This is a genomic window from Halalkalibacter oceani, from assembly GCF_023715705.1.
GTDB classification, from domain to species: domain Bacteria; phylum Bacillota; class Bacilli; order Bacillales; family Bacillaceae_D; genus Halalkalibacter; species Halalkalibacter oceani_A.
In genome coordinates this window covers 153,675-176,472 of record NZ_JAMBOS010000005.1, presented here as the reverse complement: position 1 = coordinate 176,472, position 22,798 = coordinate 153,675, and the positions used below count along the sequence as shown (strand labels likewise).

The 22,798-nt window shown below is 43.2% G+C and carries 26 protein-coding genes and 2 pseudogenes; 20 read left to right on the top strand and 8 right to left on the bottom strand.

Features of this window, described 5'->3' with window-relative positions:
• The first annotated feature begins 75 nt into the window (after nt 1–75).
• Nucleotides 76–813: an oxygen-insensitive NADPH nitroreductase gene (gene nfsA, locus M3212_RS07325; RefSeq protein WP_251193299.1), complete on the top strand. Its 738-nt coding sequence runs from the start codon at nt 76–78 to the stop codon at nt 811–813.
• Between the two features lie 349 nt (nt 814–1,162).
• Here nfsA and M3212_RS22385 read toward each other — a convergent pair whose 3' ends face one another.
• Together M3212_RS22385 and M3212_RS07320 are read right to left on the bottom strand one after the other, a co-directional pair.
• Nucleotides 1,163–1,303, bottom strand: coding sequence for a histidine kinase N-terminal 7TM domain-containing protein (locus M3212_RS22385; RefSeq protein ID WP_434084034.1), 141 nt, complete (start codon nt 1,301–1,303; stop codon nt 1,163–1,165).
• Between the two features lie 2 nt (nt 1,304–1,305).
• On the bottom strand, nt 1,306–1,467 hold the full coding sequence (locus M3212_RS07320) for a hypothetical protein (protein WP_251193298.1): 162 nt from the start codon (nt 1,465–1,467) through the stop codon (nt 1,306–1,308).
• A gap of 504 nt (nt 1,468–1,971) precedes the next feature.
• Between M3212_RS07320 and M3212_RS07315 the strand changes: the two genes are divergently transcribed.
• Nucleotides 1,972–3,003, top strand: coding sequence for a hypothetical protein (locus tag M3212_RS07315; protein WP_251193297.1), 1,032 nt, complete (start codon nt 1,972–1,974; stop codon nt 3,001–3,003).
• A 279-nt stretch (nt 3,004–3,282) separates the two neighbouring features.
• Here M3212_RS07315 and M3212_RS07310 read toward each other — a convergent pair.
• The 4 genes and pseudogenes from M3212_RS07310 to M3212_RS07295 all read right to left on the bottom strand — a co-directional run.
• Nucleotides 3,283–3,978, bottom strand: a pseudogene (locus M3212_RS07310) (IS3 family transposase); the annotation flags it as partial.
• Nucleotides 3,979–4,085: 107 nt separating this feature from the next.
• Nucleotides 4,086–5,249, bottom strand: a complete 1,164-nt coding sequence (locus M3212_RS07305) for a DUF418 domain-containing protein (RefSeq protein ID WP_251193296.1) — start codon at nt 5,247–5,249, stop codon at nt 4,086–4,088.
• A 16-nt stretch (nt 5,250–5,265) separates the two neighbouring features.
• Complete coding sequence (locus tag M3212_RS07300; RefSeq protein ID WP_251193295.1) at nt 5,266–5,859, bottom strand: TetR/AcrR family transcriptional regulator; 594 nt, start codon at nt 5,857–5,859, stop codon at nt 5,266–5,268.
• Nucleotides 5,835–6,350 (bottom strand): hypothetical protein, encoded by a 516-nt coding sequence (locus M3212_RS07295; protein ID WP_251193294.1) that lies wholly within the window; start codon nt 6,348–6,350, stop codon nt 5,835–5,837. The genes M3212_RS07300 and M3212_RS07295 overlap by 25 nt, the downstream gene beginning before the upstream one ends.
• Nucleotides 6,351–6,717: 367 nt before the next feature.
• Between M3212_RS07295 and M3212_RS07290 the strand changes: the two are divergent.
• Together M3212_RS07290 and M3212_RS07285 are read left to right on the top strand one after the other, a co-directional pair.
• Nucleotides 6,718–7,302, top strand: a pseudogene (locus tag M3212_RS07290) (dihydrofolate reductase family protein).
• 166 nt (nt 7,303–7,468) lie between these two features.
• On the top strand, nt 7,469–8,338 hold the full coding sequence (locus tag M3212_RS07285; protein ID WP_251193293.1) for a DNA-3-methyladenine glycosylase family protein: 870 nt from the start codon (nt 7,469–7,471) through the stop codon (nt 8,336–8,338).
• A gap of 134 nt (nt 8,339–8,472) precedes the next feature.
• Here the strand turns inward: M3212_RS07285 and M3212_RS07280 are convergent, their stop codons facing one another.
• Nucleotides 8,473–8,628 (bottom strand): hypothetical protein, encoded by a 156-nt coding sequence (locus M3212_RS07280; protein WP_251193292.1) that lies wholly within the window; start codon nt 8,626–8,628, stop codon nt 8,473–8,475.
• Between the two features lie 201 nt (nt 8,629–8,829).
• Here M3212_RS07280 and M3212_RS07275 point away from each other — a divergent pair, with 201 nt between their 5' ends.
• The 3 genes from M3212_RS07275 (at nt 8,830) to M3212_RS07265 (ending at nt 11,576) form a co-directional block, all read left to right on the top strand.
• On the top strand, nt 8,830–9,375 hold the full coding sequence (locus M3212_RS07275; RefSeq protein WP_251193291.1) for a cupin domain-containing protein: 546 nt from the start codon (nt 8,830–8,832) through the stop codon (nt 9,373–9,375).
• Between the two features lie 47 nt (nt 9,376–9,422).
• The gene (locus tag M3212_RS07270; RefSeq protein WP_251193290.1) at nt 9,423–10,364 is read left to right on the top strand and encodes an AEC family transporter; all 942 of its coding nucleotides are present in this window, start codon (nt 9,423–9,425) and stop codon (nt 10,362–10,364) included.
• Nucleotides 10,365–10,751: 387 nt separating this feature from the next.
• Nucleotides 10,752–11,576, top strand: a complete 825-nt coding sequence (locus tag M3212_RS07265) for an aldo/keto reductase (RefSeq protein WP_251193289.1) — start codon at nt 10,752–10,754, stop codon at nt 11,574–11,576.
• A gap of 290 nt (nt 11,577–11,866) precedes the next feature.
• Here the strand turns inward: M3212_RS07265 and M3212_RS07260 are convergent, their stop codons facing one another.
• Nucleotides 11,867–12,673: an enoyl-CoA hydratase gene (locus M3212_RS07260; protein ID WP_251193288.1), complete on the bottom strand. Its 807-nt coding sequence runs from the start codon at nt 12,671–12,673 to the stop codon at nt 11,867–11,869.
• Between the two features lie 229 nt (nt 12,674–12,902).
• Here M3212_RS07260 and M3212_RS07255 point away from each other — a divergent pair, with 229 nt between their 5' ends.
• From M3212_RS07255 to M3212_RS07200, 13 genes are all read left to right on the top strand, one after another.
• The gene (locus tag M3212_RS07255) at nt 12,903–13,088 is read left to right on the top strand and encodes a type II toxin-antitoxin system HicA family toxin (RefSeq protein WP_251193287.1); all 186 of its coding nucleotides are present in this window, start codon (nt 12,903–12,905) and stop codon (nt 13,086–13,088) included.
• 26 nt (nt 13,089–13,114) lie between these two features.
• The gene (locus tag M3212_RS07250) at nt 13,115–13,531 is read left to right on the top strand and encodes a type II toxin-antitoxin system HicB family antitoxin (protein WP_251193286.1); all 417 of its coding nucleotides are present in this window, start codon (nt 13,115–13,117) and stop codon (nt 13,529–13,531) included.
• A 410-nt stretch (nt 13,532–13,941) separates the two neighbouring features.
• Nucleotides 13,942–14,961 carry a FecCD family ABC transporter permease gene (locus tag M3212_RS07245; protein WP_251193285.1) on the top strand — a complete coding sequence of 340 codons (1,020 nt, stop codon included), beginning with the start codon at nt 13,942–13,944 and terminating at the stop codon, nt 14,959–14,961.
• A 13-nt stretch (nt 14,962–14,974) separates the two neighbouring features.
• Nucleotides 14,975–15,751 (top strand): heme ABC transporter ATP-binding protein, encoded by a 777-nt coding sequence (locus tag M3212_RS07240; protein ID WP_251193284.1) that lies wholly within the window; start codon nt 14,975–14,977, stop codon nt 15,749–15,751.
• Nucleotides 15,752–15,766: 15 nt separating this feature from the next.
• Nucleotides 15,767–16,783 carry an ABC transporter substrate-binding protein gene (locus tag M3212_RS07235; RefSeq protein WP_251193283.1) on the top strand — a complete coding sequence of 339 codons (1,017 nt, stop codon included), beginning with the start codon at nt 15,767–15,769 and terminating at the stop codon, nt 16,781–16,783.
• A gap of 24 nt (nt 16,784–16,807) precedes the next feature.
• The gene (locus M3212_RS07230) at nt 16,808–17,497 is read left to right on the top strand and encodes a class I SAM-dependent methyltransferase (RefSeq protein WP_251193282.1); all 690 of its coding nucleotides are present in this window, start codon (nt 16,808–16,810) and stop codon (nt 17,495–17,497) included.
• Nucleotides 17,498–17,802: 305 nt separating this feature from the next.
• Nucleotides 17,803–17,982: a Fur-regulated basic protein FbpA gene (locus tag M3212_RS07225; RefSeq protein WP_251193281.1), complete on the top strand. Its 180-nt coding sequence runs from the start codon at nt 17,803–17,805 to the stop codon at nt 17,980–17,982.
• Nucleotides 17,983–17,995: 13 nt separating this feature from the next.
• A complete protein-coding gene (locus M3212_RS22260; RefSeq protein ID WP_349774175.1) occupies nt 17,996–18,322 on the top strand; it encodes an alpha/beta hydrolase in 327 nt (108 codons plus the stop codon).
• Nucleotides 18,300–18,767, top strand: coding sequence for an alpha/beta hydrolase (locus M3212_RS22255; RefSeq protein WP_349774174.1), 468 nt, complete (start codon nt 18,300–18,302; stop codon nt 18,765–18,767). Before M3212_RS22260 ends, M3212_RS22255 begins: the two co-directional genes overlap by 23 nt.
• Nucleotides 18,768–19,036: 269 nt before the next feature.
• Nucleotides 19,037–19,984 carry a metal ABC transporter solute-binding protein, Zn/Mn family gene (locus M3212_RS07215; protein WP_251193390.1) on the top strand — a complete coding sequence of 316 codons (948 nt, stop codon included), beginning with the start codon at nt 19,037–19,039 and terminating at the stop codon, nt 19,982–19,984.
• Between the two features lies 1 nt (nt 19,985).
• On the top strand, nt 19,986–20,750 hold the full coding sequence (locus M3212_RS07210) for a metal ABC transporter ATP-binding protein (RefSeq protein ID WP_251193280.1): 765 nt from the start codon (nt 19,986–19,988) through the stop codon (nt 20,748–20,750).
• Nucleotides 20,725–21,651, top strand: a complete 927-nt coding sequence (locus tag M3212_RS07205; RefSeq protein ID WP_251193279.1) for a metal ABC transporter permease — start codon at nt 20,725–20,727, stop codon at nt 21,649–21,651. Before M3212_RS07210 ends, M3212_RS07205 begins: the two co-directional genes overlap by 26 nt.
• Nucleotides 21,648–22,517 carry a metal ABC transporter permease gene (locus tag M3212_RS07200; protein ID WP_251193278.1) on the top strand — a complete coding sequence of 290 codons (870 nt, stop codon included), beginning with the start codon at nt 21,648–21,650 and terminating at the stop codon, nt 22,515–22,517. The genes M3212_RS07205 and M3212_RS07200 overlap by 4 nt, the downstream gene beginning before the upstream one ends.
• The last annotated feature ends 281 nt before the right edge of the window (nt 22,518–22,798 follow it).

Sequence of the window (22,798 nt, the reverse complement as noted above, 5' to 3'; positions counted from 1 at the left end):
AATATTAATCATTTATCCACTTAATACTGCTTAAGCTACTAGTGAAAGTCAGATTATATGGAAGGATTATTTTGAATGGTTAATAACATATCGCGGTTGATTCAAAATCATCGTTCAATAAGGAAATACACGGAGGAGCCAATTTCAAGTAGTATTCTTGAGGATATTTTGTCTTGTGCACAATGGGCTTCTTCATCACACAATGTTCAGTCTTATAGTATCATTGTTGTACGTGATAAAGAAGTAAAGAGAATACTTTCAAAGATTTGTAATTCACAAGAGTGGGTGGTGAACTGTCAAATATTCCTTGTGTTTTGTGCGGATTTTTATCGTCTTAAATTGACAACAGAGATGTACTCTACAAACTTTGAAAATGATGAATTTGAAAATTTTCTCGTGGGAACCATAGACACAGCTTTAGCTGCAGAAAATGTTATAATTGCTGCAGAATCCTATGGTGTTGGTGGGGTATTTATGGGAGGAATTCGTAATGATATAGGTACTGTCAATGATTTATTGAATTTACCACAGCTTGTAGTACCATTATTCGGTATGTGTTTAGGATACCCTGCAGAAATCCCCTGCCAAAAACCAAGGTTACCGAAAAAAGTTGTAATACACTATGACTCCTATAAGACTGAAATGTATTCAGAACTAAATGAATATGAAAGAATCTCAGCAGATTATTATGCTAGAAGAACCAATGGAAGGAAAGTAACTGGCTGGACCAAGCAAATGGCTGAATATTTAAGTAAACCACATATTCCCGATTTGAAATCATCAATTCTTAAGCAAGGTTTTCCCCTTAAATAGAGAAGATGATTATATTGTAGAGTAAAGGCTTCGATGCCCTATATAACGGCTATATATAAAGTTTGTCCTTTATTAATGCATCCCAAAAGTTCGAGTAAGCTGATCCAAAAAAGTTAGATACGGTTATTTCATTTAGGCTGCTTGAGTAAAATGAGTTCGATGTTGTATCGAACTCATTTTTAATTATGCCTTCATACGTTCCTAATGAATACTTTATATATATTTTCGAATTTAAATTGTTTTACACTTTCAAATTCCTTTTAGAAGAGGAATTCAGATTTCATACAGCGTACATCTTTCTGCGCGGTCATGTACAACTGGATCTGCCAGAGCTCCACGAGAGGCTCTATCACGAGAATGACATGGCGAACAATCGGTAACACTTTTGAATGCCGATATATTGCACATTGAGCCAAAACTTCGGCTGAGCAAGACTTGTGCTGATGATCTCAAAGCCATACCCGAGAGAATAAAACGAGATGGCCAGCATAATTAATGCGAAGTATCTGGAAAGTTGTCCCGTCTGCGATTTGCAAGAATGGAAATGAAGAGCGTGATAAGGGTCGCAACGAGCAAAATCAAAAACATCCCGATCTCCAGACTCACGACTTCACCCCCAAGCGCCTCGTACTTTTCTAAATGTACATTCGACATGATTCTATTTTTCCCTCTAATTCCCCACTTCCTTTCGGGAAGAAGGGAACCTGTAGAATGTTCGTTCCGGGAAGTCTGTACGATGAAAGATACAAAGATAACATGCGAAAAGGCTATGGTAAATTGTCCATAGCCTAGAGTGTCCGGAGGTAAAAAGCATTCAGGAAGTACTAAAATCAATTCTCATTATTCCGTTGATCCAAGAGAATTCCAACAATAGTTGCTAATAAAGCATTTGTAATTAAAAGTGGGGAAATTGGAGGGAAACCATACAGGAATAAAAAAGTGAGTAACGTAGTAAGCGTAGGGAATATAATAATATTTTTAGACATTTTATCCTCCCTTAAATTTTCTATTCGGGTTACATGTTACTGACATACGTACAATATGTAAAGAACCTAGTTAGATATTTTTAGCTTAAACCACATTTTTTCACAAAAAAGTTTAATTACCTTTTTAAGGGGGTAATGGAAAATTATATTATTTATAAAGAGGTGATGTACATTGAAGTTAAGAATGATTTTAGTAACAATTCCAATTTTCTTTTTTTTCGGAGGGATTGGTCATGCTGATGATCAAAATTCTTTTGTACTAGAAAGTTACTCCATTGACGAGCTTTTACAAATTGAAGGAGATATTACTGAATATTTAACGCAATACGATGAGGTATTTGTGCATAATAATGGAGGAGATATTAAAGCGAGTGTCGCATCAGAATTAATTTCTGGCAGTATTGATTTTACAGAGGAAGAACATTTGCTTGGCTTTACTATAAAAGAAGGAGGGAAAGTAACAGATTTCTACTTTTCAACTTTAACCGAAGAGGAGTATCAAAAAGAAAGCTTTGGCTCTCAATCAATAAATTCGCGAGAAGAATCACTTGATCGAATTAGTCCGTTTGAGAATATAGTAAACAACTTAGGTAGTCAAGTAACTGGTTTTAACACATCTTCTCAAAATCTCAATGCTGATGTTATTGATAATTATATAGTAAGTGTCTACGATGTAACAGATAATAGTATATTAGCTGGCGAAATTAGTTCAACTGTATATTATGAAAATAAAGGAACTGTGACATATGGAAGTGGAATTGCTTCAATTTGGGATGTTGCATACGATAATACTATGAATCCAGCAACTGGATTTCAAAATAATGAACATCATATGAGGGCTAGTGTTGAGCCATATAGCACACAGGACTTGCTTTCGTATGGCCCCCAACTCGAAACGGGATCAAGTCAATTAGAAGTATCGCTAACGGGATCTGTTCCGGGCGTGTCTTGGACTTTTGATATATTGAGCGTTCAATTTACTGATGATTCAAGGCTTGCTTCTGACTATGGTCGATGGGAATTTAACTATGTACTTGGTAGCGCTAATGCACAAAGCCCTCATACAACAAGTCCAGGAATCAGAGTGGCTAATACTCAAAGTATTGCAGCGTTTGAACACAGTTGGTATGGGGATTTTTACCGCAATCTAAACTCTCAGGGAATAGGTTCACAAACATACACGAGAGCGATAGATGACCTTTAAGATAAAAAATCTTTAAACAAGTTTGTTTATAACTTTTTTAAGCCTGCTTAATTGTTTAAAAAGCTTAAATTTATCTAGTAGTAAGATTTAATTCTACTTTGTCCACAATAACTTATAAAGATGGTACAAAAACAATTTCAATAAATTATAAAAAAACTCGGGGTGGGGCAGAAGGCTAAATTGGGATAAACAACATGACAATGGCTCGTTCTGCGCAAAACCCTTAGCGAAAGAAATCCGCTTTGAAGTGACCCTGAAAAGCTAGACACGGTTATTTCATTAGGCAGCGGGTTGGGCATGACTTCGATAGTGTATCGGACTCATGCCTTTTAATTTTGCCTTAATCCGTTTTGGGTTGTAATAAGTTATATACGTTTCTAATTCGCTTTTAAATACTTTGTACAATCCCTCTCGATTCTAGAGCTTGGTGATATTGCTTCATTTGATAATGTCATCCCTGATCTGAATGCATCAATGGGTGATGTTCTTCAGATAGGCGTTTTCAGTATCCCTGAAACAAGCGAATACGTTTAATGGTATAGGTAATAATTTCTTATTAAATAAATCTAAGACAGGTGATAAATAAACTTTCTCGTCCAATAATGTAAATTCCGTGATATCCATTACCCATTTCTGATTTAGGGTATCTGCTGTAAAATTACGATCTGAAATATTTGGTGTAATCTTTCCAACAGCCCCTTTATAAGACTTATATTTTTTCATATGTACATACATGTTAAACCTAATTCTCTCATAATGTGTTGAACCTTCTTATGATTCACTTTTTGTCTACTATTCGCTAGCTTATCACGAACTCATCACGAACACGAAGGTACCCGTAACGGCCTTCATGTTTCTAGTAAATTGCCTTAATTTCAGCTTTGGACAATTCATCTTTTTTACTAAATCGTAATACGTACTCCGTGCCAGACCTGAAACCTTCACAAGTGCTCTCACCAGATATATATGCCTGATATGCCCCCTCTTCGGTAGGGGATTTTAAAAGCAGCCTGTAGATATTTAGTAAGAGTATTAAGTTCATGGGACATTCATTAATGTTTTTTATCCCGGCATTTTTGTTCCTATCCTTTTTTATACGTTACATAACGCATGTATCGCTCTAACGGTCCCTCGATTTGATGACGATCCATCAAGTAGGCGATTGATAACGTCACGACCCACATTGCGAGACCGAATAGGACCGAAGTGGTGACAGTTAAGACAGCCCCTAAATTGAAAGCAATCGGAGACAGGAAAAGAACAATCAAAACTTCATGTGTGACAAAAAAGGTCAGCGAACGTTTTCCCATTGCCGTGATCGCTTTGACAATCGTGCCGTGCTTTTTTATCGTGATTCCTAACAACCCAAACAGTGCAGCATACCCTAAACCGCCTGCAAAACCGGTAATAATATGGACCCCGTATGCAATCCCTGCCGTGAAAAAGTCGGGAAACCAAACATCATTAATCAGTACTAGTGGGATGGCGCCCGCAAGTGAAATGGTGAGACCGCCAATCGTTAATTGCTTCAGCAGTTTGATATGGTCATGCGGCTTAATTAAGATATTTACATTTCCCAGCCAAATGCCCATTAGAACGGAAGGGATCACTGGAAAGAAGAGATGAGTAAACAAGGGAATGATCGGGATAGCAATCAGCCCTTCAAGAAGGGTATTCAAATATGTTTCTTGACCGGTTAATTCTATTGGTAAGCCGTAAGATTGGTTGCCAAGTAAAACAACGCCCCACAATAGGGGGAGATACAGGAGACATATGATTGTAGAAACAAGCACATATTTTACAATTTTGCTGTTGGTCTTGTTTAAACTGGAAACGAGTAGGAGACCAGCAATCCCATACGTCATGAGAATATCCTGCCCACCTGCAACACCAGCGAGTATGGCGCCAAATATGATTAAGTACCAGCACCGTCTTTTTATAATCCGTTTTGCTTCATCGGCACCCTTTCTTTCCTGTTGCTTGCGGTAAATCATAACTAGCCCATAACCAAACAGGATGGCGAATAAGGGACGCGCCCGATTGTCTACGATGATTTCCATTAAAGCATTCAAGAAATGATCTAAAGGGGTACTGCCAGCTACTTTCGTTAGCACACCTGGTTCTATCATGTATAGAAACAAAGGGATATGCGAAAGAATAATCAAAAAGAGCATCGAGCCCCGGGCGATATCTAAAGATAGCGCCCGTTGTTTTTTAGCTGTTTCAGCAGCATCGAATTCAGTCATAAATAAGCCTCCCCATTTACTTAACGACTTTTGTCACCATCGTCACTAAGTCATTTTTGTATTCTTCCAGGTTAAATTCTTCTGCATTCACAAGCATACTTTCAGAGATGGCTCCTTGTATCATAGTAGAAAGGCTTTTTGTTCGAAACGTGGAAAACTCGTTTGTCTTTTGTCCATACTGTAAAATCTCCTGCAAATACACATACAAAGGATCTTCTTCCTCAACTGATAATTTATAATAGGGAATATGATCCTCCGTACGTGCATTAAAGAGAATCTCCAGCAGGGCGATATTATTGACGCTATGCGTCTGATGATAAGCTAACGAAGCCTCAATAAAAGTAACGAGTTGATCATAGGCCGATGCTTTTTGGGAGACTCGTTCTTTAATATAATCAAATTGCGTTTTTACTAAATAAAATAATGTGTGATTGAGCACATCCTCCTTGTCGTTAAAATGATAGGAAATTAATCCTGTACTGACCTTCGCTTTTTTGGCGATTTTAGCCAAACTAATATTTACATAGCCAATTTCATCCAGTACTTCAATCGTCGCTTTTATAATTTGTTCTCTTCTTGCTTCCGCTATAAACGATGGTTGGTCCGCCACAATCGTTCCTCGCTTTCCTTCGTTTTTTGTTTTTTCAGCTTTTGAATGAGCCATAATAGCCCAACAATAAAAAGCGCCGCTAAGATCACAATATCAAATGTGCTTGGGTAGTTCTCAATAAACAATCGAACCGGTTCAGGAAGACTTCCTTGAAAGAGGGAATCGATCATCATTTTTATAATCGTCATAAGAAATAGGATAAGCTGCAGCAGGAGCAGGATAGGTAACAATGCTAACCCGCCAATTAACCATTTCCAAGCTAACTCTGCACGAAAAAAATAAAAAATGGCAGAAAGAAGTAACACCACACTTATCATGGTAAAAACAATCAAACGAACCCATTGCACAAATTCTAATGACTCTTGATTGTATAGATACAACGCATATGAAAAGGCAAGCAGCGATAACATCACGCTTATGAACGGGATCATACGTTGAAGCCAACGGGGAAGGTCACGAAATTCATCTACATTATTACTCGCAGCAATCAACTCCGACTTGATTGACCAATATTTATTTTGATTGATTGATCAAAATTTATCATCTAATAACCCTTCTGTCAAATCATTTTCTCCAATAGTCTAGGCTGATTACGGGATAAAAGCTGATTGGACGAACACATTTAAGCGGGATAACTTTTTTGAATAACGCGCTTTTTTATGTCGTGTGGAAAAAACAAATTACTATCCAGATAGGACATTTTAACCGAATTTAAGTTATTTCTAAAACAAAAAAGCAATCCAAAAGAATTCATTACATATACAACTTGTTAGAATACGAATGACTGAAGCTTGATTGTGAATGAAAAAATATAAATGCTTTTAAAGATGTTGGCAAACAAAGGAGATAACGAACCGAATGAGAAAAGTCGTTTTAAAAATGGATGTCTCTCTTGATGGATTTGTTGCTAAACCGAATGGAGATTTGGACTGGATTTTTGGTAACTTTAATGATGAGTTGAAAGCGTGCCTTGTTGATACGCTACGTCAGGCAGACACGCATATTATGGGAAGAGTAGCCTACAACGATATGGCGGATCATTGGCCTTTTTCAACAGAAGTTTTTGCCCCTCCGATGAACGAAATACCAAAGGTCGTTTTTTCTAAGACATTGAAGGAAGCAAATTGGAACCGATCAAGAGTGGTAAGCGGTGATATTAAGGAGGAAATTTCTCGTCTTAAGCAACAGCCTGGAAAGTATATCTTGGCACACGGTTGAGCAAGATTTGCTTAGTCTCTTTCAAGGTTTGATCTGGTCGATGAATACAGAATAATTATTCATCCAGTGGTATGGGGTAATGGTTTACCCTTATTCAAAAATTTGCCTGATGTGATCAACTTGAAGCTATTACATACAAGGGTATTTCATACAGGAGCTATACTTTATACATATCAACCAGTACGAAGAGGGGGAGTCCGCAGGAAAACTGATAGTCTCGTTTAACAAACGGGGGACAATAAATCAAAACGAAAGAAAACGATTGAGGAAAAGCATTCCCACTCTTTCCACACTATTATCCGATTATCCTTTTTTATTACTTTTGACTAAAACGGACTCTTTTTAATTGGAGGATAAATGGTAATATAGAAGAAAAAGGATGATTTCGACGATGAACATTCCTTTGCAAGAGGATTTTAATTTCGCAGCGGCGGTAACCGATCACGGCTGGTGGATGCTCTCTCCGAATGAGTGGGACGATCAGCGTCACATACTTAGCCGCCCGGTAAGATTGCGCAATCAGAAAAAGGTGCTTGTTCGTATCTCCAAGCTTGAGCATCATTTGCAGCTTGAGATGGAAAGTGAAGCCCCTTTGGATGATGCAGATCAGCAGGACATCAAGGAGCAGGTAGCGTGGATGTTCAGGCTGGACGAGACATTTGAGCCCTTTTATACGATGTGTAGCGACTTTAAAGAGCTGCTTCTTCTCCCTCATACTGGAAGAGGCCGACTTTTGCGCTCGCCGACACTTTTTGAGGATGTTGTTAAAGTGATTTTAACAACGAATACGAGATGGGGACAGACGATCAATATGGCTCGGAACCTCGTCGATCAGCTTGGAGACACACTACCTGTAAATCAACAGGAGTATAAAATTTTTCCCGAACCGGAGAGAATCCTGGAAGCAGGCGAAGCCTTTTTAAAAGAACAAATACGAGTCGGCTATCGCAGTACATATATCATTGATGCTGCTGAAAAAGCGCTGGACCCGGCTTTTGATCTGGAGTCACTTACATCCAGTACAGACGGTTTGGCAAAATTACTCGATATTAAAGGGGTCGGCCCCTATGCGTTCAATACTCTTTCCATGATACTTGGAAAATATGATTCCTTACCGGTTGATTCTGATTATAAAGCGCATGTTATGATGAAATACTTCAACGGTGAAAAAGTAAAGGGACGAAAAATGGAAAGCGTCTATGAGAAATGGGGAGCCTACAAGTTCCTTGCTTATTGGTATGATAAGGACGAAGGCCGCTAAGTGAAAGGGGGGCTGATGCCCTCTCTGTTAACCATCTGACAATACGCGCGCAAAAAAATCGTCATGTCTTTCATATGCGAAAAGGCTATGGACAATTTACCATAGCCTGAAGTGTTCTTTAGGAAGTGCTGAAATTAATTCTCTTTATTCCGTTGATCCAATAGAATTCCAACAATAATTGCTAATAAAGCATTCGTAATTAAAAGGGGGGAAATAGGCGGGAAGCCATAAAGGAATAAAAAAGTGAGTAACGTAGTAAGAGCAGGGAATATAATAATAGTTTTAGACATTTCATCCTCCTTTATGTTCCTTTTCAGGTTACATGTTACTGATATAAGTAGAGGATGTAAAGAGTACGAAAGTCTATTTCAAGAGCGGTGTAGATACACCCTCTTTTTTTGTTAGAAACACAATTTAATAATGAAATATAATTTAACGTATGTTAATCTGTAATTAACGAAATAGGGTTGAATAGTAAGGAGAATGCTGCCATGGAGAATATTGATATCGGGAAAAAGGTCGAAAAGTACAGGAAAGAGAAGGGATGGAGCATCCGGGAGCTGGCCAGGGTGGCCGAGATTACGCCGTCAATGTTAAGTCAGATTGAACGTGGACTGGCTAATCCGTCGATTACGACACTTCGTGTAGTCGCCAAAGCACTTGATGTGCCGACGTTCCATTTTTTAATGGAGGATACGCCGACGGCCGATTTAGTCGTGCGCGCCGGTCAGCGGAAGAAGATGGTGATCGAGGATTTAGCCTATGAGCTTGTTTCGCCGGACTTTACAGGCACTTTGGGGACCGCCATTTTGCAGGTTCCGCCGCAGGCTGCTTCGTCTGAAAAGCTGCTGGCGCACAGAGCGGAGGAGGTCGCCTATGTGCTGGAGGGCAAGGTCAAAGTTTATTTGAATGATGAGGCATATGTATTGGAAGCCGGAGACAGTGTGAAGATTCCGGCGCAAATGAAACACAAATGGGAAAATGACTTTCAGCAACCAGCATCGATTTTATTTTCCGTGACGCCACCGGCGTTCTAAAGAATGACACATAAGATAAAAAGGGCAGAAACAGCAGGTGACACATAATGAATATGATGAGTGTAGTGACGTCAATCAGCATGCTCGGCTTTGTCGTGGTGCTTGGCATGTTGATTGGATCAAGAATAACGATTACGCAAGATGCGAAAAAGCTGTTAATGATCATTATAATAAACATAGCGATCCCGGCTGTCATCTTAAACGGGATCTTCAACACAAAAATAGACGACGGTTTACTCGAAATGATGCTTACGATCTTTCTGCTCTCGATTGCGTTGAATATTTTTTGTCTGGCGCTTAGCTGGGGGGCCGCGCATTTATTTGGCTTCCGCTCCCTCAAGGCGAAAAAGTTTGCTGTTTTGGCGGGGATCGGCAATTCCGGATTTATCGGCATTCCGCTTTGCTCAGAATTATTTGGCCCGACTGGCGGGCTGCTCGCGGGGATTTTCGATGCCGGTTTGGATGTTGTCGTCTTCTCGCTCGTTGTGATCATGCTTCAAGAAGGAAACGGGTTTTCCCTGAAAAGAATGAAAACGCTTATTAATCTGCCATTTCTGGCGGTGGTCACCGGCTTTGTCATCGCATTGTTTGGTTTTGAGACGCCCGTGGTCGCAAAAAATTTGGCCGCGTTTCTGGCTAGTCTCGCTGCTCCGCTGGCGATGATATATATCGGTTTGCTAATACCTGAATTTTTTCGCAAGAAGATTAACATTCCGGTGAAATTTGTCAGTCTTTCGCTGGTGATGAAGCTGCTGCTAATTCCATTGCTGACGATCGCTCTCTTAAGCTTTTTTCCACTGCCGGAGATGGTGCGAAAGGTCACTTATGTGCTGCTGGCAATGCCGACGATTACGCTTGCGCCTGTTCTTCTGGCGCGCTATACAAATGATGAAACGACTGGACTTATTGCAACGATTTATTCCACTGTCTTCTCGTTGCTGACGATTCCGTTCATCCTTTATCTGGTCAGTGCGTTATTTGGATTTTAACGGACCGCTTTTTCTGCCTGAAGAAGCGAAGGTAGATGGCGATCACATTAAACGATGTGGAAAAATCAAAGGAAGTGCTGATGCTAGGGGAGACGCCGTGGAGCGCCTATTATGGGTACGTGAAAGATAAGTTTGATATCAAATCGATGATAGGATGTAAACCTTTAAAATGGCCTTTGCTGCATTAGAAGCTAAATGGACTGCGATTCAAGCTAAATAAGTTACTTTTGTCATTTACTGTATTATAATGAAAGAACTACTTTCCATACTATGGTAGCTTTTGTAAAATAACAGTAGGTGATGCCATGCCATCATCCATTCACCACGAGTTACAAGAATGACAAAAGCTATACGATCAAAGTATGAAGAAAAAGGAGAGAAGCGAAGATGGAATTTGTAACTTTAAACAACGGTTTAAAGATGCCTCAACTTGGATTTGGTGTATGGCAGGTGGAGAATGAGGGGGCGACAGCTGCTGTGGCAAAGGCGCTGGAAGTTGGCTACCGCTCCATCGACACGGCAATGATTTACAAAAATGAAGTCGGTGTCGGGAAAGCGTTGAAAGAATCTTCTGTGCCACGAGAGGAATTGTTCATTACGACAAAAGTGTGGAATAGTGATCAAGGCTACGACAACACGCTGCGTGCCTATGATGAAAGCTTGGAACGGCTCGGTCTTGACTATGTTGACTTGTACTTGATTCACTGGCCGACGCCGAAATTTGATCAATATGTAGATACATATAAAGCGCTTGAAAAGCTTTATAACGATGGCCGTGTGAAAGCGATCGGCGTCTGTAACTTTGAGATTGAGCATCTTGAGCGGCTGCTAAATGAATGTGATGTCAAGCCGGTGCTTAACCAGGTTGAATGCCATCCATATTTGGTTCAAAAGGAAATCAAAGAGTTTTGCGCCAAGCATGATATTTTTGTTGAGGCATGGAGCCCGCTTGAACAAGGTGGAGATGTGCTAAAAGACGAAGTCATTACAAAGATCGCGGCCGTTCACGGGAAAACCCCTGCGCAAACCGTGCTGCGCTGGCATTTGCAAAACAACACAATTGCGATCCCGAAATCGGTAACACCAGCAAGAATCGAAGAGAACTTTAACGTATTCGATTTTGCGTTAACAGCAGAGGAGATCGAGCAGATCAGTCAGTTGAACATCGACAGACGCCGCGGCTCCCATCCGAATGACATGCATGTAAGATAAGGATAAATGGGCTGCCGGTAGCTGGTAATGAAAAATCCTTATTTTGAGGAGGATAACATGGAGGTCTTGCTGAATTATTTCGCCGCAGCGTGGGTTGTCCTTTTATTATTTGTGCTTATTGAACGGAAATACAGATCAAAAGCTCAAAAAGTCGGTTTTTATCTCTTGCTTTTTGTGATGATAAGTAATGTAATCCGGTAAGCAAAAAGCGAATGACGATAAAAGAGAGTACCCTTCATCAGGGCACTCTCTTTAGTATTGCCAGACGGGACAGCAAAGCACCCCTTGGCTTATTTTCCTTGCCAGTTAGGCTTGCGTTTTTCCATGTAGGCTTTCACGCCTTCGGCAAAGTCGTCGCTTCCATATACTTTGGAAACGACATCATCGAAGCTGTCTTCATCTAAAGCGGAAGCCTGAGTCTGGTGGATCCGGTTTAGCGCTTCTTTCGTCGCTTCAATCGTTAATGGGGCATTCTTACTGATCCGCTCTGCAATGGCCATGACTTCGTCGAAGAAATTCTCCTGATCAAAAATCGCAGTTAAAAAGCCGCGTGACAGGGCTTCCTCTGCTTTTAACAGGCGGGAAGTGAACAGTAAGTCCTTCAGCACCATCGAACCAAGCTGGCGGTCTAACCGTTGATAGTTTGCCAGACTGAGGCAGTTTCCAAGTGTTCTCGCCATTGGCGCGCCAAATTGGGCAGCTGGTGTGCCGTAGCGCAAATCACAAGTGGCAGAAATCATCATCCCGCCCCCTACAGCATATCCGTGGACTGCAGCAATGGTTGGCTTTGGAAAGTTTTCGAGCTCGTCAATAATCTTATCAATCCGTTTTTCATAGGCGATCCCGTCCGCTCCGGTAAAGCCTTCAAATTGGGAAATATCTGTTCCAGCCGCAAGCGCTTTCTCGCCATCGCCGCGAATGACCAATGCCCGCACGCTTGAATCCTCTGCTAATTGCTGAAGATACTCCTGAAACTGCTTATACATTTCCCATGTAATCGCATTCAATGCATGGGTGCGGGAAAGAATGAGAACGGCGACGGCCCCCTGCCGCTCTAGCTTGACCGATCCTTGCTCGTTGTTAACTGCTTCTGTCATTGAAAAGTCCTCCTTTAACGTTGCACTATTCTTATCATACCGATAAATAAAAATAATCTCAATACAATGATAAATTTGAAGCGGGAAAATATAATATTCTGTGAACATGCAGCGGCTTAAAGGGTCTCTGTTTATATAGATACGAGATAATATGGATTGAAGTACAAATTATCCATTTGCATTGAACGTGTTATTTGCACGTGTTAAAATAAGAATGGAAGGAGGGGCCATGAAGTCTTCGCGAGAAATCATTAAACTATTGGAGAACGATGGATGGTACTTAGTCAGAGTAGTTGGGAGTCATCATCAATTTAGACATCCTGTGAAAAAAGGCAAAGTAACAGTTCCTCATCCTAGAAAAGACTTCAAGCCCGGAACATTAAAATCAATACTCAGGCAGTCGGGACTGTTATAGCCTGTTGTGAAGGAGGTTTTATAAAAATGGCAAAATATATGTTTCCCGCAATTTTTGATCCTGGTACCGACGGGAGTGAGGGGTATACGATAACATTTCCTGATCTGCCTGGTTGTATTACGGAGGGATCTGATTTAAAAGAAGCAATGTATATGGCAAAGGATGCGTTAGAGGGTTTTTTATATAGTATGGAAGAAGATGGAGAAGAGATTCCAGTTCCTAGTATCCCATCAGCGATATCTGTGCCGGAAGGCGGATTTGTGGCTATTGTAAATGTGTGGACAGATATTGTGCGCGATGAAGTTGAAAATAAATCGATAAAGAAAACATTGACGATTCCCAAATGGTTGAACGATGCCGGAGAAGCAGAGAAGTTAAACTTTTCTCAATTGCTTCAGTTTGCGATTAAAGAACGATTGGGGATTAAACGAGGTGCTAAATAAAGTAGTTTGATGAGTGTGACGCCGCGCCCATCAATCCGCAATGTAAGACGAGACTTCGTATTCTCAACGGGGCAGTGCCGAAAGGTTGTTTTTACCTTTTGACGCTGCCGTTTTTTTTGCAGTGGAAAAAAGATTGATAATTAAAACTATACACGTTCGTCTAATCGTGTTACAATTTTACAGAAACGTAACACCGATCGTTTTATAGTGAATTCAATGTTATGTAGAAAAGATAAGAATGGGTAACAATTTGCGGGATGGTTCACGGAAGATACTGGCTCTGCACCGTGCTGCCAGGAGAAGCCGCAATGTGTTTTATTTGTCGAAAATAAAAAGCTGTGAAAGGAAAGAGAATGTCTGGGAACAAAATAGCCGGAATAAGAAAACTTTTTAACCGGGATGATCCGAATATGAAGGTGATTGTCTCGTTACTCGTCCTCATTAGTATCTTATCGATTATTTTAGCAATTGGAATCGGTCCTGTCTCGGTACATCCACTGACTGTGGCCAAAATTGTCCTCAGCAGGATTCCCTTTCTGTCCGAGTCTTTTGCTGTGAACTGGACGGACCTCGATGAAAATATCGTCTGGGGCTTGCGAATGCCAAGGGTCCTGCTCGGAATGATTGTGGGCGCTTCGCTTGCTGTTACCGGGGTAACGATGCAGGCCCTGGTCCGCAACCATTTAGCCGACCCGTTTATTCTCGGCGTCTCATCAGGAGCGGCGGCAACCGCGACATTGGGCATGCTGTTCGGTGTCTTTGCCTTTTTAGGGACATATGCGCTTTCGATCAGCGCCTTCATCGGGGCGGCGGCGACGATTATCATCGTCTATACGATTTCCCGGGTGAAAGGAAGAATCAACATTACCCAGCTTCTGCTTTCGGGTGTCGCGATCGCGATGATCATGGATGCGATTACAAACATTATAACCTTAAGCGCCCCGAATGCACTAGGGTTACATAATGCCACCTTCTGGATGTCGGGCAGTCTCGCCGGAGCGAAGTGGGGATATTTGCAGCTTCCTCTCATTGTGATCGTCGTTTGTATGACGGTGCTGATGATTCAGCATCGGGCGTTAAATGCCTTATTGCTGGGAGATGAAGCAGCCGGGACATTAGGATTCAATGTGAGCCGACTGCAAAAGCTGCTTGTCCTGATTGCTTCGCTTTTAGCCGGGGTGACGATTGCCGTCAGCGGAGCGATTGGATTCATCGGCTTAATGGTGCCGCATATGACACGCTTGCTCATTGGTTCAGATCATAGGCGGGTACTGATTGTGAGTGCTTTGCTTGGCGGAATTATCGTCGTCTGGACCGATGTCGCGGCGCGAATGGTGATTGCCCCGCAGGAATTGCCGATCGGTCTATTGACCGCTTTAGTAGGCGGACCGTTCTTCATTTGGCTTTTGAAGCGGAAATCACGAGTATGAAGGTGGTGAGAGGATGAAACTGCAAGTAGAGCAGCTGAGCTTTTCGTATGACGAGAACAAAATCATTGAAGATATTCACCTTCATGTGACGAAGGGGGAGTTTATCGGCATTATCGGGCCGAATGGCAGCGGCAAATCGACCGTACTGAAAAATTTATACCGGGCGCTTAAGCCGGATACCGGGGCGATGCTGCTGGACGGCGAAAATTTGTTGAAAATGAACAACAGGAAAGCGGCTCAGAAAATCGGAGTGGTCGGCCAGGAAAATGCGGTCCCGTTTGATTTTAAAGTGGAGGAAATTGTCGCGATGGGACTGAGTCCGCATAAGAAGCTGTTTGATGGCGACACGCCGGAGGATAAAGAAATCGTCGCAAAGGCGTTAGCGCAGACCGGGATGAAAGAGATGGCGAAACGAAATTATCTTCATCTTTCCGGCGGGGAAAAACAACGGGTGTTACTGGCGCGTGTCCTCGCCCAGCAAACGGATTTTCTCTTGTTGGACGAGCCGACCAATCATTTGGATATCCACTATCAGCTGCAAATGTTCGATCTGATTAAAGGGCTCGGCGTAACCGTGTTGTCGGCGATCCATGATTTGAATATCGCTGCCTTGTACTGTGACCGGCTTTACGTGTTAAAGGACGGTCGTCTGCAAAAGGCCGGGACGCCGGAGGAAATTTTGACCCCGGCAACGATTCAGGAGGTTTACGGCATTAAAGCCGATGTGAGGATACATCCGGTAACGAAAAAAATCTCAATTACCTATTTACCGGAAAGCCTAAATTTATAAAAGGAGAGGAACAAGATGAAAAAAAGGTGGATGAGTGTGTTCGTAATAGTCGCGCTGATCGGAGTACTACTGGCCGGCTGCGGCACAGCGGATCAGGAAGCAGGAGAAACGGAAGAAGCAGAGGGCACAGGTGCGCAGGAGGAAACGGGGGCGGCTGAAGAGGCTGTGACGGATGATGAGCCGCTAACCTTTGATAACTACGGGAGAGAAGTAACTGTAACGGAAAAGCCGACGAAGGTGCTGACATTGGGGCCGAACACGACTGAATTGTTTATTGCCCTTGGGTTAACGGATTACGTGATTGGCAATAGCCTTAAAAATCACAGCAGAGGCCCGCTTCCGGAGTATGAGGAAGAGTATGCGAAGATCCCTGAATTGACGTATGGGTCAGCGACGCGAGAAGCGGTGACGACGAGCGGAGCCGATTTTATTTACGGCATTGACTGGGAATTTGGCGGCGAGGGACTTGATGTTGAGGAGTTAGCTGGATTAGGGATGACGACGTACATGAACAGCGCGACGTCTCTGGAGGAAATGTATCAGGAAATTCGCGATCTCGGGAAAATTTTCGGAATTGAAGATGAAGCGGAAGCGTATGTCGCTGATCAGGAAGCACGGATTGCTGCTGTAGAAGAGACGGTTTCCGTTGAAGAACCGGTGAAGGTACTCGTTTATGACAGTGGCGGCGACGGTGTTTTCACAGCCGGCGGAACGAATTTTGAAACATTGCTGATTGAATATGCCGGCGGGAAGAATGTGTTCGATGATATTACCGATCAACAATGGACGACCGTAAGCTATGAAGAAGTGCTGGCGAGAGACCCGGACGTAATCGTCATTCACGATTACGATTCGCCTTCATTGGAGCAGAAAATTGAGGATATTAAAAATGACCCGGCGCTTTCACAACTGGAAGCCGTGCAAAATGAACGATTTGTCGCGATTGAGCTGGAAAGTGTTCTGCCGGGAAACCGGATGGCCTATACGGTGGAAACATTGGCGCAAGGCTTTTATCCAGACCTCTTTAACTAAAATAGAGAAGGAGTGGCAACAGCAATGAGTAAGAATGAACAGCTTTACAATGTCTGGTGGGATCATGCCGCAGAGGAAGAAAACATGGAAGCGCAGCATATTGATGGCTGGAAAGAGATTGTTTCGTATATGAAGGAAGAGGATCTTTCCCCTTATTCGGTGCTTGATTTCGGCTGCAACCGTGGCGGGTTTTTACGCTATCTATACAGCGTGAAGCCGTTTAAAGCAGGCGTCGGCATTGACCGCGGGGTTGAGTCGGTCAAGATTGCCAATGAAAGAAAGCGGGATCTGCCGCTTACCTATGTGGCAACGGGCTCTCCCGAACAGCTTGAGCAAAAGTTTGATCTGGGCTTCGCTTTGTCGGTCATTTATTTAATCGACGATTTGAAAACCCATGCCCGTAAAATCAAGCAGGTGCTCAAGCCGGGCGGGGTGTACTATGTGACGTATACCGATTTGAGTAATAACCCAAGTGCCGATCATTTTCAAAAGACGATTGAGCAGTACAGTCATTTAAAGGCGAATGTTCATACGCTCGATGATATCGCCTCGGCCTTTACACATGAAGGCTTCCATGTCCAGTTAATGAGAAAAAGACCGCGCAGCTTTATCGACATTTCCGGAGAGAGTGAATATTTTCAGTCGGTTCAGGATCAGGTAAAGGCCCAATACGAACAAGCCTATGTATTCAGGTTTTCGTTGCCGGATGCTTAATACTGAAGTGACGAAGACTATGTTGTTATACGTTTTTTAGAAAAACGACCACTTAGGGGCTGGGCAAAAGGTGAAAAAAGACTTTTGTCCCGGCCCTACTTTTTTTATAAAATATAGTTGACAGGTCGGAATAATAAGATTTATAATAAACGTATCTTAAGCTGATCGGCAAACGAAGGCCTAACCTTTTCGTCTTTTAAGGTTAGGCGTTTTTGTTTAGAACAGCCGTCGTTAGCTGAAAGCAAGGAACTGGTTTATCCAATGTCAATTTGATACATGAACCTATCAATTGAGGAGGTAAGCAAATGTCACAATTAAGTGAGGCAGTTCTTCGAAGGAAAGAAGAATTAATTAAAAAATTACTGCACTTAGGCGTTTATAAAAAAGATGGCCATCATCTTTACGAGCTGACCTTATCAGAGGTAGAAACAGAGTATGACAATGTCCGCAAACGAAGAGCGCTTCATAAAAGCGAACAAAGCTAAGGAGGAATTAGAGATGAAAGAAACCTACCCGGTGATTAAAGGAGCAGAAGCTTTTTACAAGGAAGGCAACGATATCGGAATCTTGATCTCGCATGGCTTTGTCGGTACGCCGCAAAGTGTTAAATTTCTCGGGGAAAAGCTGGCGGAATACGGCTATACCGTCTATGCGCCTCGTTTAAAGGGACATGGTACTCATTATAAAGATTTAGAGCGCGCGACATATCAGGACTGGTTTGCCGATGTCGAAGCAGGCTACAACTATTTGAAGGAGCAATGCTCGGCTGTGTTTGTTGTTGGGCAATCCATGGGGGGGAACTTTGGCCCTTTGGCTGGCCGATAAATACCCGGAAGTGAAAGGGCTTGTTCTCATTAATGCCGCTTTGCGTGTTCCTGGCTATGATTATTTGAAGGACGCCGCAGCTTCCACCTATGTTGATGAAGTCAGTCCGGATATTAAACGCCAGGATGTCGAGGAAATCACCTATGAGAAAGTGCCGGTTGCCGCTATTCATCAGTTGCAGGCACTAATGAGCCGTACTCCGGAAAAGCTTGCTCGAATCAATACACCTGTATTCTGCTTCAAATCAACGGAAGATCACGTCGTTCCGCCGGTGAGCACCGATCTCATTTTACGTGATATTGGTTCAGACCAAAAAGGGGTAGTGACGCTGACAAATTCCTACCACGTCGCTTCGCTTGATTATGAAAAAGAACGGATCGCAGAGGAGACTCGGCAGTTTATTGAACGGAATGCAAAGAGCTTTAATTATAAAAGGACGGGATAACATACAGGGGTAGGAATTACCAACAATAAGGGCTGGGAAAAGGCTGTTTTACCTTTTTCCAGCCCTTATATGCGTCAGTGTTTAAACAGGAAGGAGACGGGTATGGAAAAAAAGATATTGACAATGTTTTTTTTTGGGAGTAAAGTTTCCTTAGGGAAACAAACATTACCTAGACAAATATATTTGTCTACATAAAATGTTTGTGCATGTACGCATATTGAAAAAGAAACCAGGTTGATTGACTAAGATTTGGAGGGGAAATCATGAAAATGAAAAATTGGTTGTTCGTTATGCTGGCTGTCCTATTCGGTTCGGTACTAGCTGCTTGTAATCAGGCCGGAACCGGTACAACTGGTGTAGGGGAAGAGGCCGAGGAAACGATAAAAGTCGTGACGACGATCGCGCAAATCGGAGAGCCGTTGTCAGTGATTGGCGGCGAGCATGTTGAGGTAAACAGTTTAATGGGACCGTCCGTCGATCCTCATCTTTACAACGCTACTCAAGGTGATATCGCAACATTGCAGGAAGCGGACGTGATTTTTTACAACGGTCTTGATTTAGAGGTTAATATGGTCGAGATTTTCAATCAAATTGCTGCGGAAAAGCCGGTCATGGCGATTGGCGATACGATTTCAGAGGATCTGTTATTAGAAGAAGAGGATGGCGTGATTGACCCCCATATCTGGTTTGATATCCGCCTTTGGAAGCAGGCACTCGAGGCGGCGGTAGAGGAATTAAAAGCCTATGCCCCGGATCATGCTAATGATTTTGAAGCAAATAAAGACGCGTATTTCGCCGAGCTTGATGAACTTCAACAGGAGGCTGCCGAGAAGCTTGGCGGGATCCCGGAGGATCAGCGTGTTCTTGTAACAGCCCATGATGCCTTCGGGTATTTCGGAAACACATTTGAGATGGAAGTCATCGGCCTCCAGGGACTGAGCACAGAAGATGAGGTTGGCGTTTCTGACATTAACGAGACGATTGCCCTTGTGAAAGAGCATCAAATTCCCGCTATTTTCATTGAGACGAGTATCTCTGACCGGACGATTCAGGCTGTGATTGAAGGAGCGGCAAGTGAGGGAGTCGAGCTTGAATTAGGTGGAGAGCTGTATTCGGATGCGATGGGGGAAGCAGGCACGGAGGAAGGCACGTATATCGGAATGTACCGTCATAATGTGGAGACGATTTATCAAGCTTTAAGCGGAGGAGCTGAGTAAGATGGCAGAAGCTGTGCTGCAAGTGGAAAATTTAGCTGCGGCTTACCGGAAACAAACGGTGTTGCACGATATCGATGTCGAAGTCGAGGCCGGTTCGTTAACGGGAATCGTCGGCCCGAATGGCGCAGGTAAGTCGACGTTTTTGAAAACGATTCTGCAGCTTCATCCTGCTTTGTCAGGAACGGTCCGCTATTTCGGCCTGCCATTCAAAAAAGCGAAGAAACGAATCGGCTATGTGCCGCAAAGAGGCTCAGTTGACTGGGATTTCCCGACCGATGCTTTGGATGTCGTGACGATGGGATTATACGGAAAGGTCGGATGGCTCAAGTGGCCATCCCGTTTGCATCAGAAAAAGGCCTATGAAGCTCTTGAACAAATGGGAATGGCTGATTACGCCAACAGGCAGATCAGCCAGCTGTCAGGAGGGCAGCAGCAGCGCGTCTTTTTAGCGCGGGCGTTAGTTCAGGAGGCCGATCTGTATTTTATGGATGAACCGCTTGCCGGAGTCGATGCCGCGACGGAACGGGCGATTATGACTACGTTAAAAGAATTAAAGGCGCGCGGGAAAACGGTGATGGTTGTCCACCATGATTTGCAGACGGTTGAGGATTATTTCGACCATGTCCTGCTGCTGAACCGGACGGTGATCAACCATGGAAAAACGACCGACGTCTTTACAAATGATATGATTGCGAAGGCATATGGAGGAAATATGCGGTTAGTAAGAGAGGAGCAGCAGCATGTGGTCCATTCTCTTAAGCAGTAACACTCAATGGGTATTAATTAGTACGATGATTCTTGGAATTGCGGCTGGAATAATCGGCTGCCTCGCGTATTGGCGCAAGCAGAGCCTGATGAGCGATGCGCTCGCTCACGCCTCCTTGCCGGGTGTGGTGCTCGCATTTTTAGTAGTAGGAGAAAAGAATCTGTTCATTATGATTATCGGCGCGGCAATCAGTGCCTTGCTCGGTGCTTTCTTTATTCAATGGATTCAGACTGTGACACGGGTGAGCGCTGATACAGCGATGGGAATGGTGCTTTCGGTCTTTTTTGGCCTTGGAATTATGCTGTTGACGGTCGTCAACCGGACAGCCGGCGGAAATCAGAGCGGACTGGACGGCTTTATTTTCGGTCAGGCAGCTTCGATGGTCCGCTCCGATGTGTATACGATGACAAGCCTGGCGCTGTTCGTGATCTTCGTTGTGGTGATCGGTTTTAAAGAGTGGAAGCTTTACTTGTTTGATGCGGGCTTTGCCAAAGGTCTTGGTTTATCGCTAACGTGGATGAATATGCTTTATACGGCTGTGCTGGTGATCACGATCGTTATCGGTATCCAGGCTGTCGGCGTGATCTTAATTGCCGCTTTGCTCATTATTCCTCCGGTCAGCGCACGCTACTGGACGCAATCGTTTAAATGGATGGTCCTGCTTTCAGCACTCGTTGGCGGAATAGCAGGTTCTGCCGGCACTGCGATCAGCGCGCTGGGAAGTGGCTGGCCGACCGGTCCGTTTATTGTTGTCGCCGCGGCTGCCTGCTTTGTCATCTCCCTTCTTTTCGGCAAGGAGAAAGGGGTATTGATCCAATATATGCAATTTAAGGCCCAGAAAAGGCAGGCAGAGCGGGAACGGCTGAAAGCACAGCTTTATACTAAAGGAGCAGAATCATGACGTATACAGCATGGATTATTTTGACGGCGTCGTTAGTTGGTTTGTCCTGTGGTCTGATTGGCGTGTTTCTTATATTGCGAAAGATGGCGATGATGTCGGATGCCATCAGTCATACCGTGTTGCTAGGCATCGTCATTGCTTTTTTGATCACGCGCGAGCTGCAAGGTCCGCATATGTTAATCGGAGCGATCCTCGCCGGCCTGCTGACCGCCTTTCTCGTCCAATGGCTCCATTCATTGGACATTGAGCTTCATGCCTCGATGGGGATCGTATTTACGACCTTGTTTTCAATTGGTGTTATTTTAATTGCGACTTCAGTTGGAAATGCTCACCTCGATGTGAAGCATGCTTTGATGGGGGAGATTACCTTTGTCCCCTTTAACATGATGGAGCTGCCGATCATCGGAGAAATTCCAAGAACGACGGCGATGCTGGGCCTCGTATTTCTGATTGTCCTCTTCTTTGTTATCATTTTGTATAAAGAATGGAAAATTACCTCGTTTGATCCGGCGCTGGCGGCAAGCTTGGGAATACCGGTCCTGCTGATGCACTATCTTTTTATGAGCCTCGTTTCGATAACGACGGTCGCTTCATTCGATGCTGTCGGTGCGATTATGGTCGTGGCGATGCTGATTACTCCGGCGGCATCCGCTTATTTGTGGACAGATAAGCTATTGACGATGCTGATTCTAAGCAGCTCCTTCGGCGTCATTTCAGCAATTGTCGGCTATTATATGGCAGCTTGGATCGATACCTCGATTTCCGGCTCCATGGCATTTGCGACCGGGCTGGTATTTCTGATCAGCTTTGTTTTTTCAGCGAAGCACGGGTTAATTTCTAAGCGGATGAATGTGATAAACTCATAGTGGAAGGCATGCTATCACAGGGTTGGAATTCGACCTTTGCTGGAGCTGCTGAAAAAGTAGGATTTTTACTTTTTCAGCAGCTTTTTTGAGTTACGAAAAAGGGCTTTTTCTTGGTTTTTCTGATATATAACAGAAATGCGGGTTTAGTGGATTCGTATAACAATCAGTTAAAATAATCAAAAAATTTTAAAATAAATGATTGTTTTTATCGACTTTCTGTTATATTATAAAAATGCAAAATATATACTGTTATAGTACATTATTGCACGGAATAATGCGGA

Bases quoted from the DNA above. Each gene is read 5' to 3' on its own strand.
- M3212_RS07265 (WP_251193289.1), top strand. From the start codon at position 10,752: ATGGAATTTGTAACTTTAAACAACGGTTTAAAGATGCCTCAACTTGGA.
- M3212_RS07230 (WP_251193282.1), top strand. From the start codon at position 16,808: ATGAGTAAGAATGAACAGCTTTACAATGTCTGGTGGGATCATGCCGCA.
- M3212_RS07200 (WP_251193278.1), top strand. From the start codon at position 21,648: ATGACGTATACAGCATGGATTATTTTGACGGCGTCGTTAGTTGGTTTG.
- M3212_RS07275 (WP_251193291.1), top strand. From the start codon at position 8,830: ATGGAGAATATTGATATCGGGAAAAAGGTCGAAAAGTACAGGAAAGAG.
- M3212_RS07285 (WP_251193293.1), top strand. From the start codon at position 7,469: ATGAACATTCCTTTGCAAGAGGATTTTAATTTCGCAGCGGCGGTAACC.
- M3212_RS07245 (WP_251193285.1), top strand. From the start codon at position 13,942: ATGAAGGTGATTGTCTCGTTACTCGTCCTCATTAGTATCTTATCGATT.
- M3212_RS07305 (WP_251193296.1), bottom strand. From the start codon at position 5,249: ATGACTGAATTCGATGCTGCTGAAACAGCTAAAAAACAACGGGCGCTA.
- nfsA (WP_251193299.1), top strand. From the start codon at position 76: ATGGTTAATAACATATCGCGGTTGATTCAAAATCATCGTTCAATAAGG.
- M3212_RS22260 (WP_349774175.1), top strand. From the start codon at position 17,996: ATGAAAGAAACCTACCCGGTGATTAAAGGAGCAGAAGCTTTTTACAAG.
- M3212_RS07215 (WP_251193390.1), top strand. From the start codon at position 19,037: ATGAAAAATTGGTTGTTCGTTATGCTGGCTGTCCTATTCGGTTCGGTA.
- M3212_RS07250 (WP_251193286.1), top strand. From the start codon at position 13,115: ATGGCAAAATATATGTTTCCCGCAATTTTTGATCCTGGTACCGACGGG.
- M3212_RS07235 (WP_251193283.1), top strand. From the start codon at position 15,767: ATGAAAAAAAGGTGGATGAGTGTGTTCGTAATAGTCGCGCTGATCGGA.
- M3212_RS07260 (WP_251193288.1), bottom strand. From the start codon at position 12,673: ATGACAGAAGCAGTTAACAACGAGCAAGGATCGGTCAAGCTAGAGCGG.
- M3212_RS07280 (WP_251193292.1), bottom strand. From the start codon at position 8,628: ATGTCTAAAACTATTATTATATTCCCTGCTCTTACTACGTTACTCACT.
- M3212_RS07320 (WP_251193298.1), bottom strand. From the start codon at position 1,467: ATGTCGAATGTACATTTAGAAAAGTACGAGGCGCTTGGGGGTGAAGTC.
- M3212_RS07225 (WP_251193281.1), top strand. From the start codon at position 17,803: ATGTCACAATTAAGTGAGGCAGTTCTTCGAAGGAAAGAAGAATTAATT.
- M3212_RS22385 (WP_434084034.1), bottom strand. From the start codon at position 1,303: ATGCTGGCCATCTCGTTTTATTCTCTCGGGTATGGCTTTGAGATCATC.
- M3212_RS07205 (WP_251193279.1), top strand. From the start codon at position 20,725: ATGTGGTCCATTCTCTTAAGCAGTAACACTCAATGGGTATTAATTAGT.
- M3212_RS07270 (WP_251193290.1), top strand. From the start codon at position 9,423: ATGAATATGATGAGTGTAGTGACGTCAATCAGCATGCTCGGCTTTGTC.
- M3212_RS07255 (WP_251193287.1), top strand. From the start codon at position 12,903: ATGAAGTCTTCGCGAGAAATCATTAAACTATTGGAGAACGATGGATGG.
- M3212_RS07210 (WP_251193280.1), top strand. From the start codon at position 19,986: ATGGCAGAAGCTGTGCTGCAAGTGGAAAATTTAGCTGCGGCTTACCGG.
- M3212_RS07240 (WP_251193284.1), top strand. From the start codon at position 14,975: ATGAAACTGCAAGTAGAGCAGCTGAGCTTTTCGTATGACGAGAACAAA.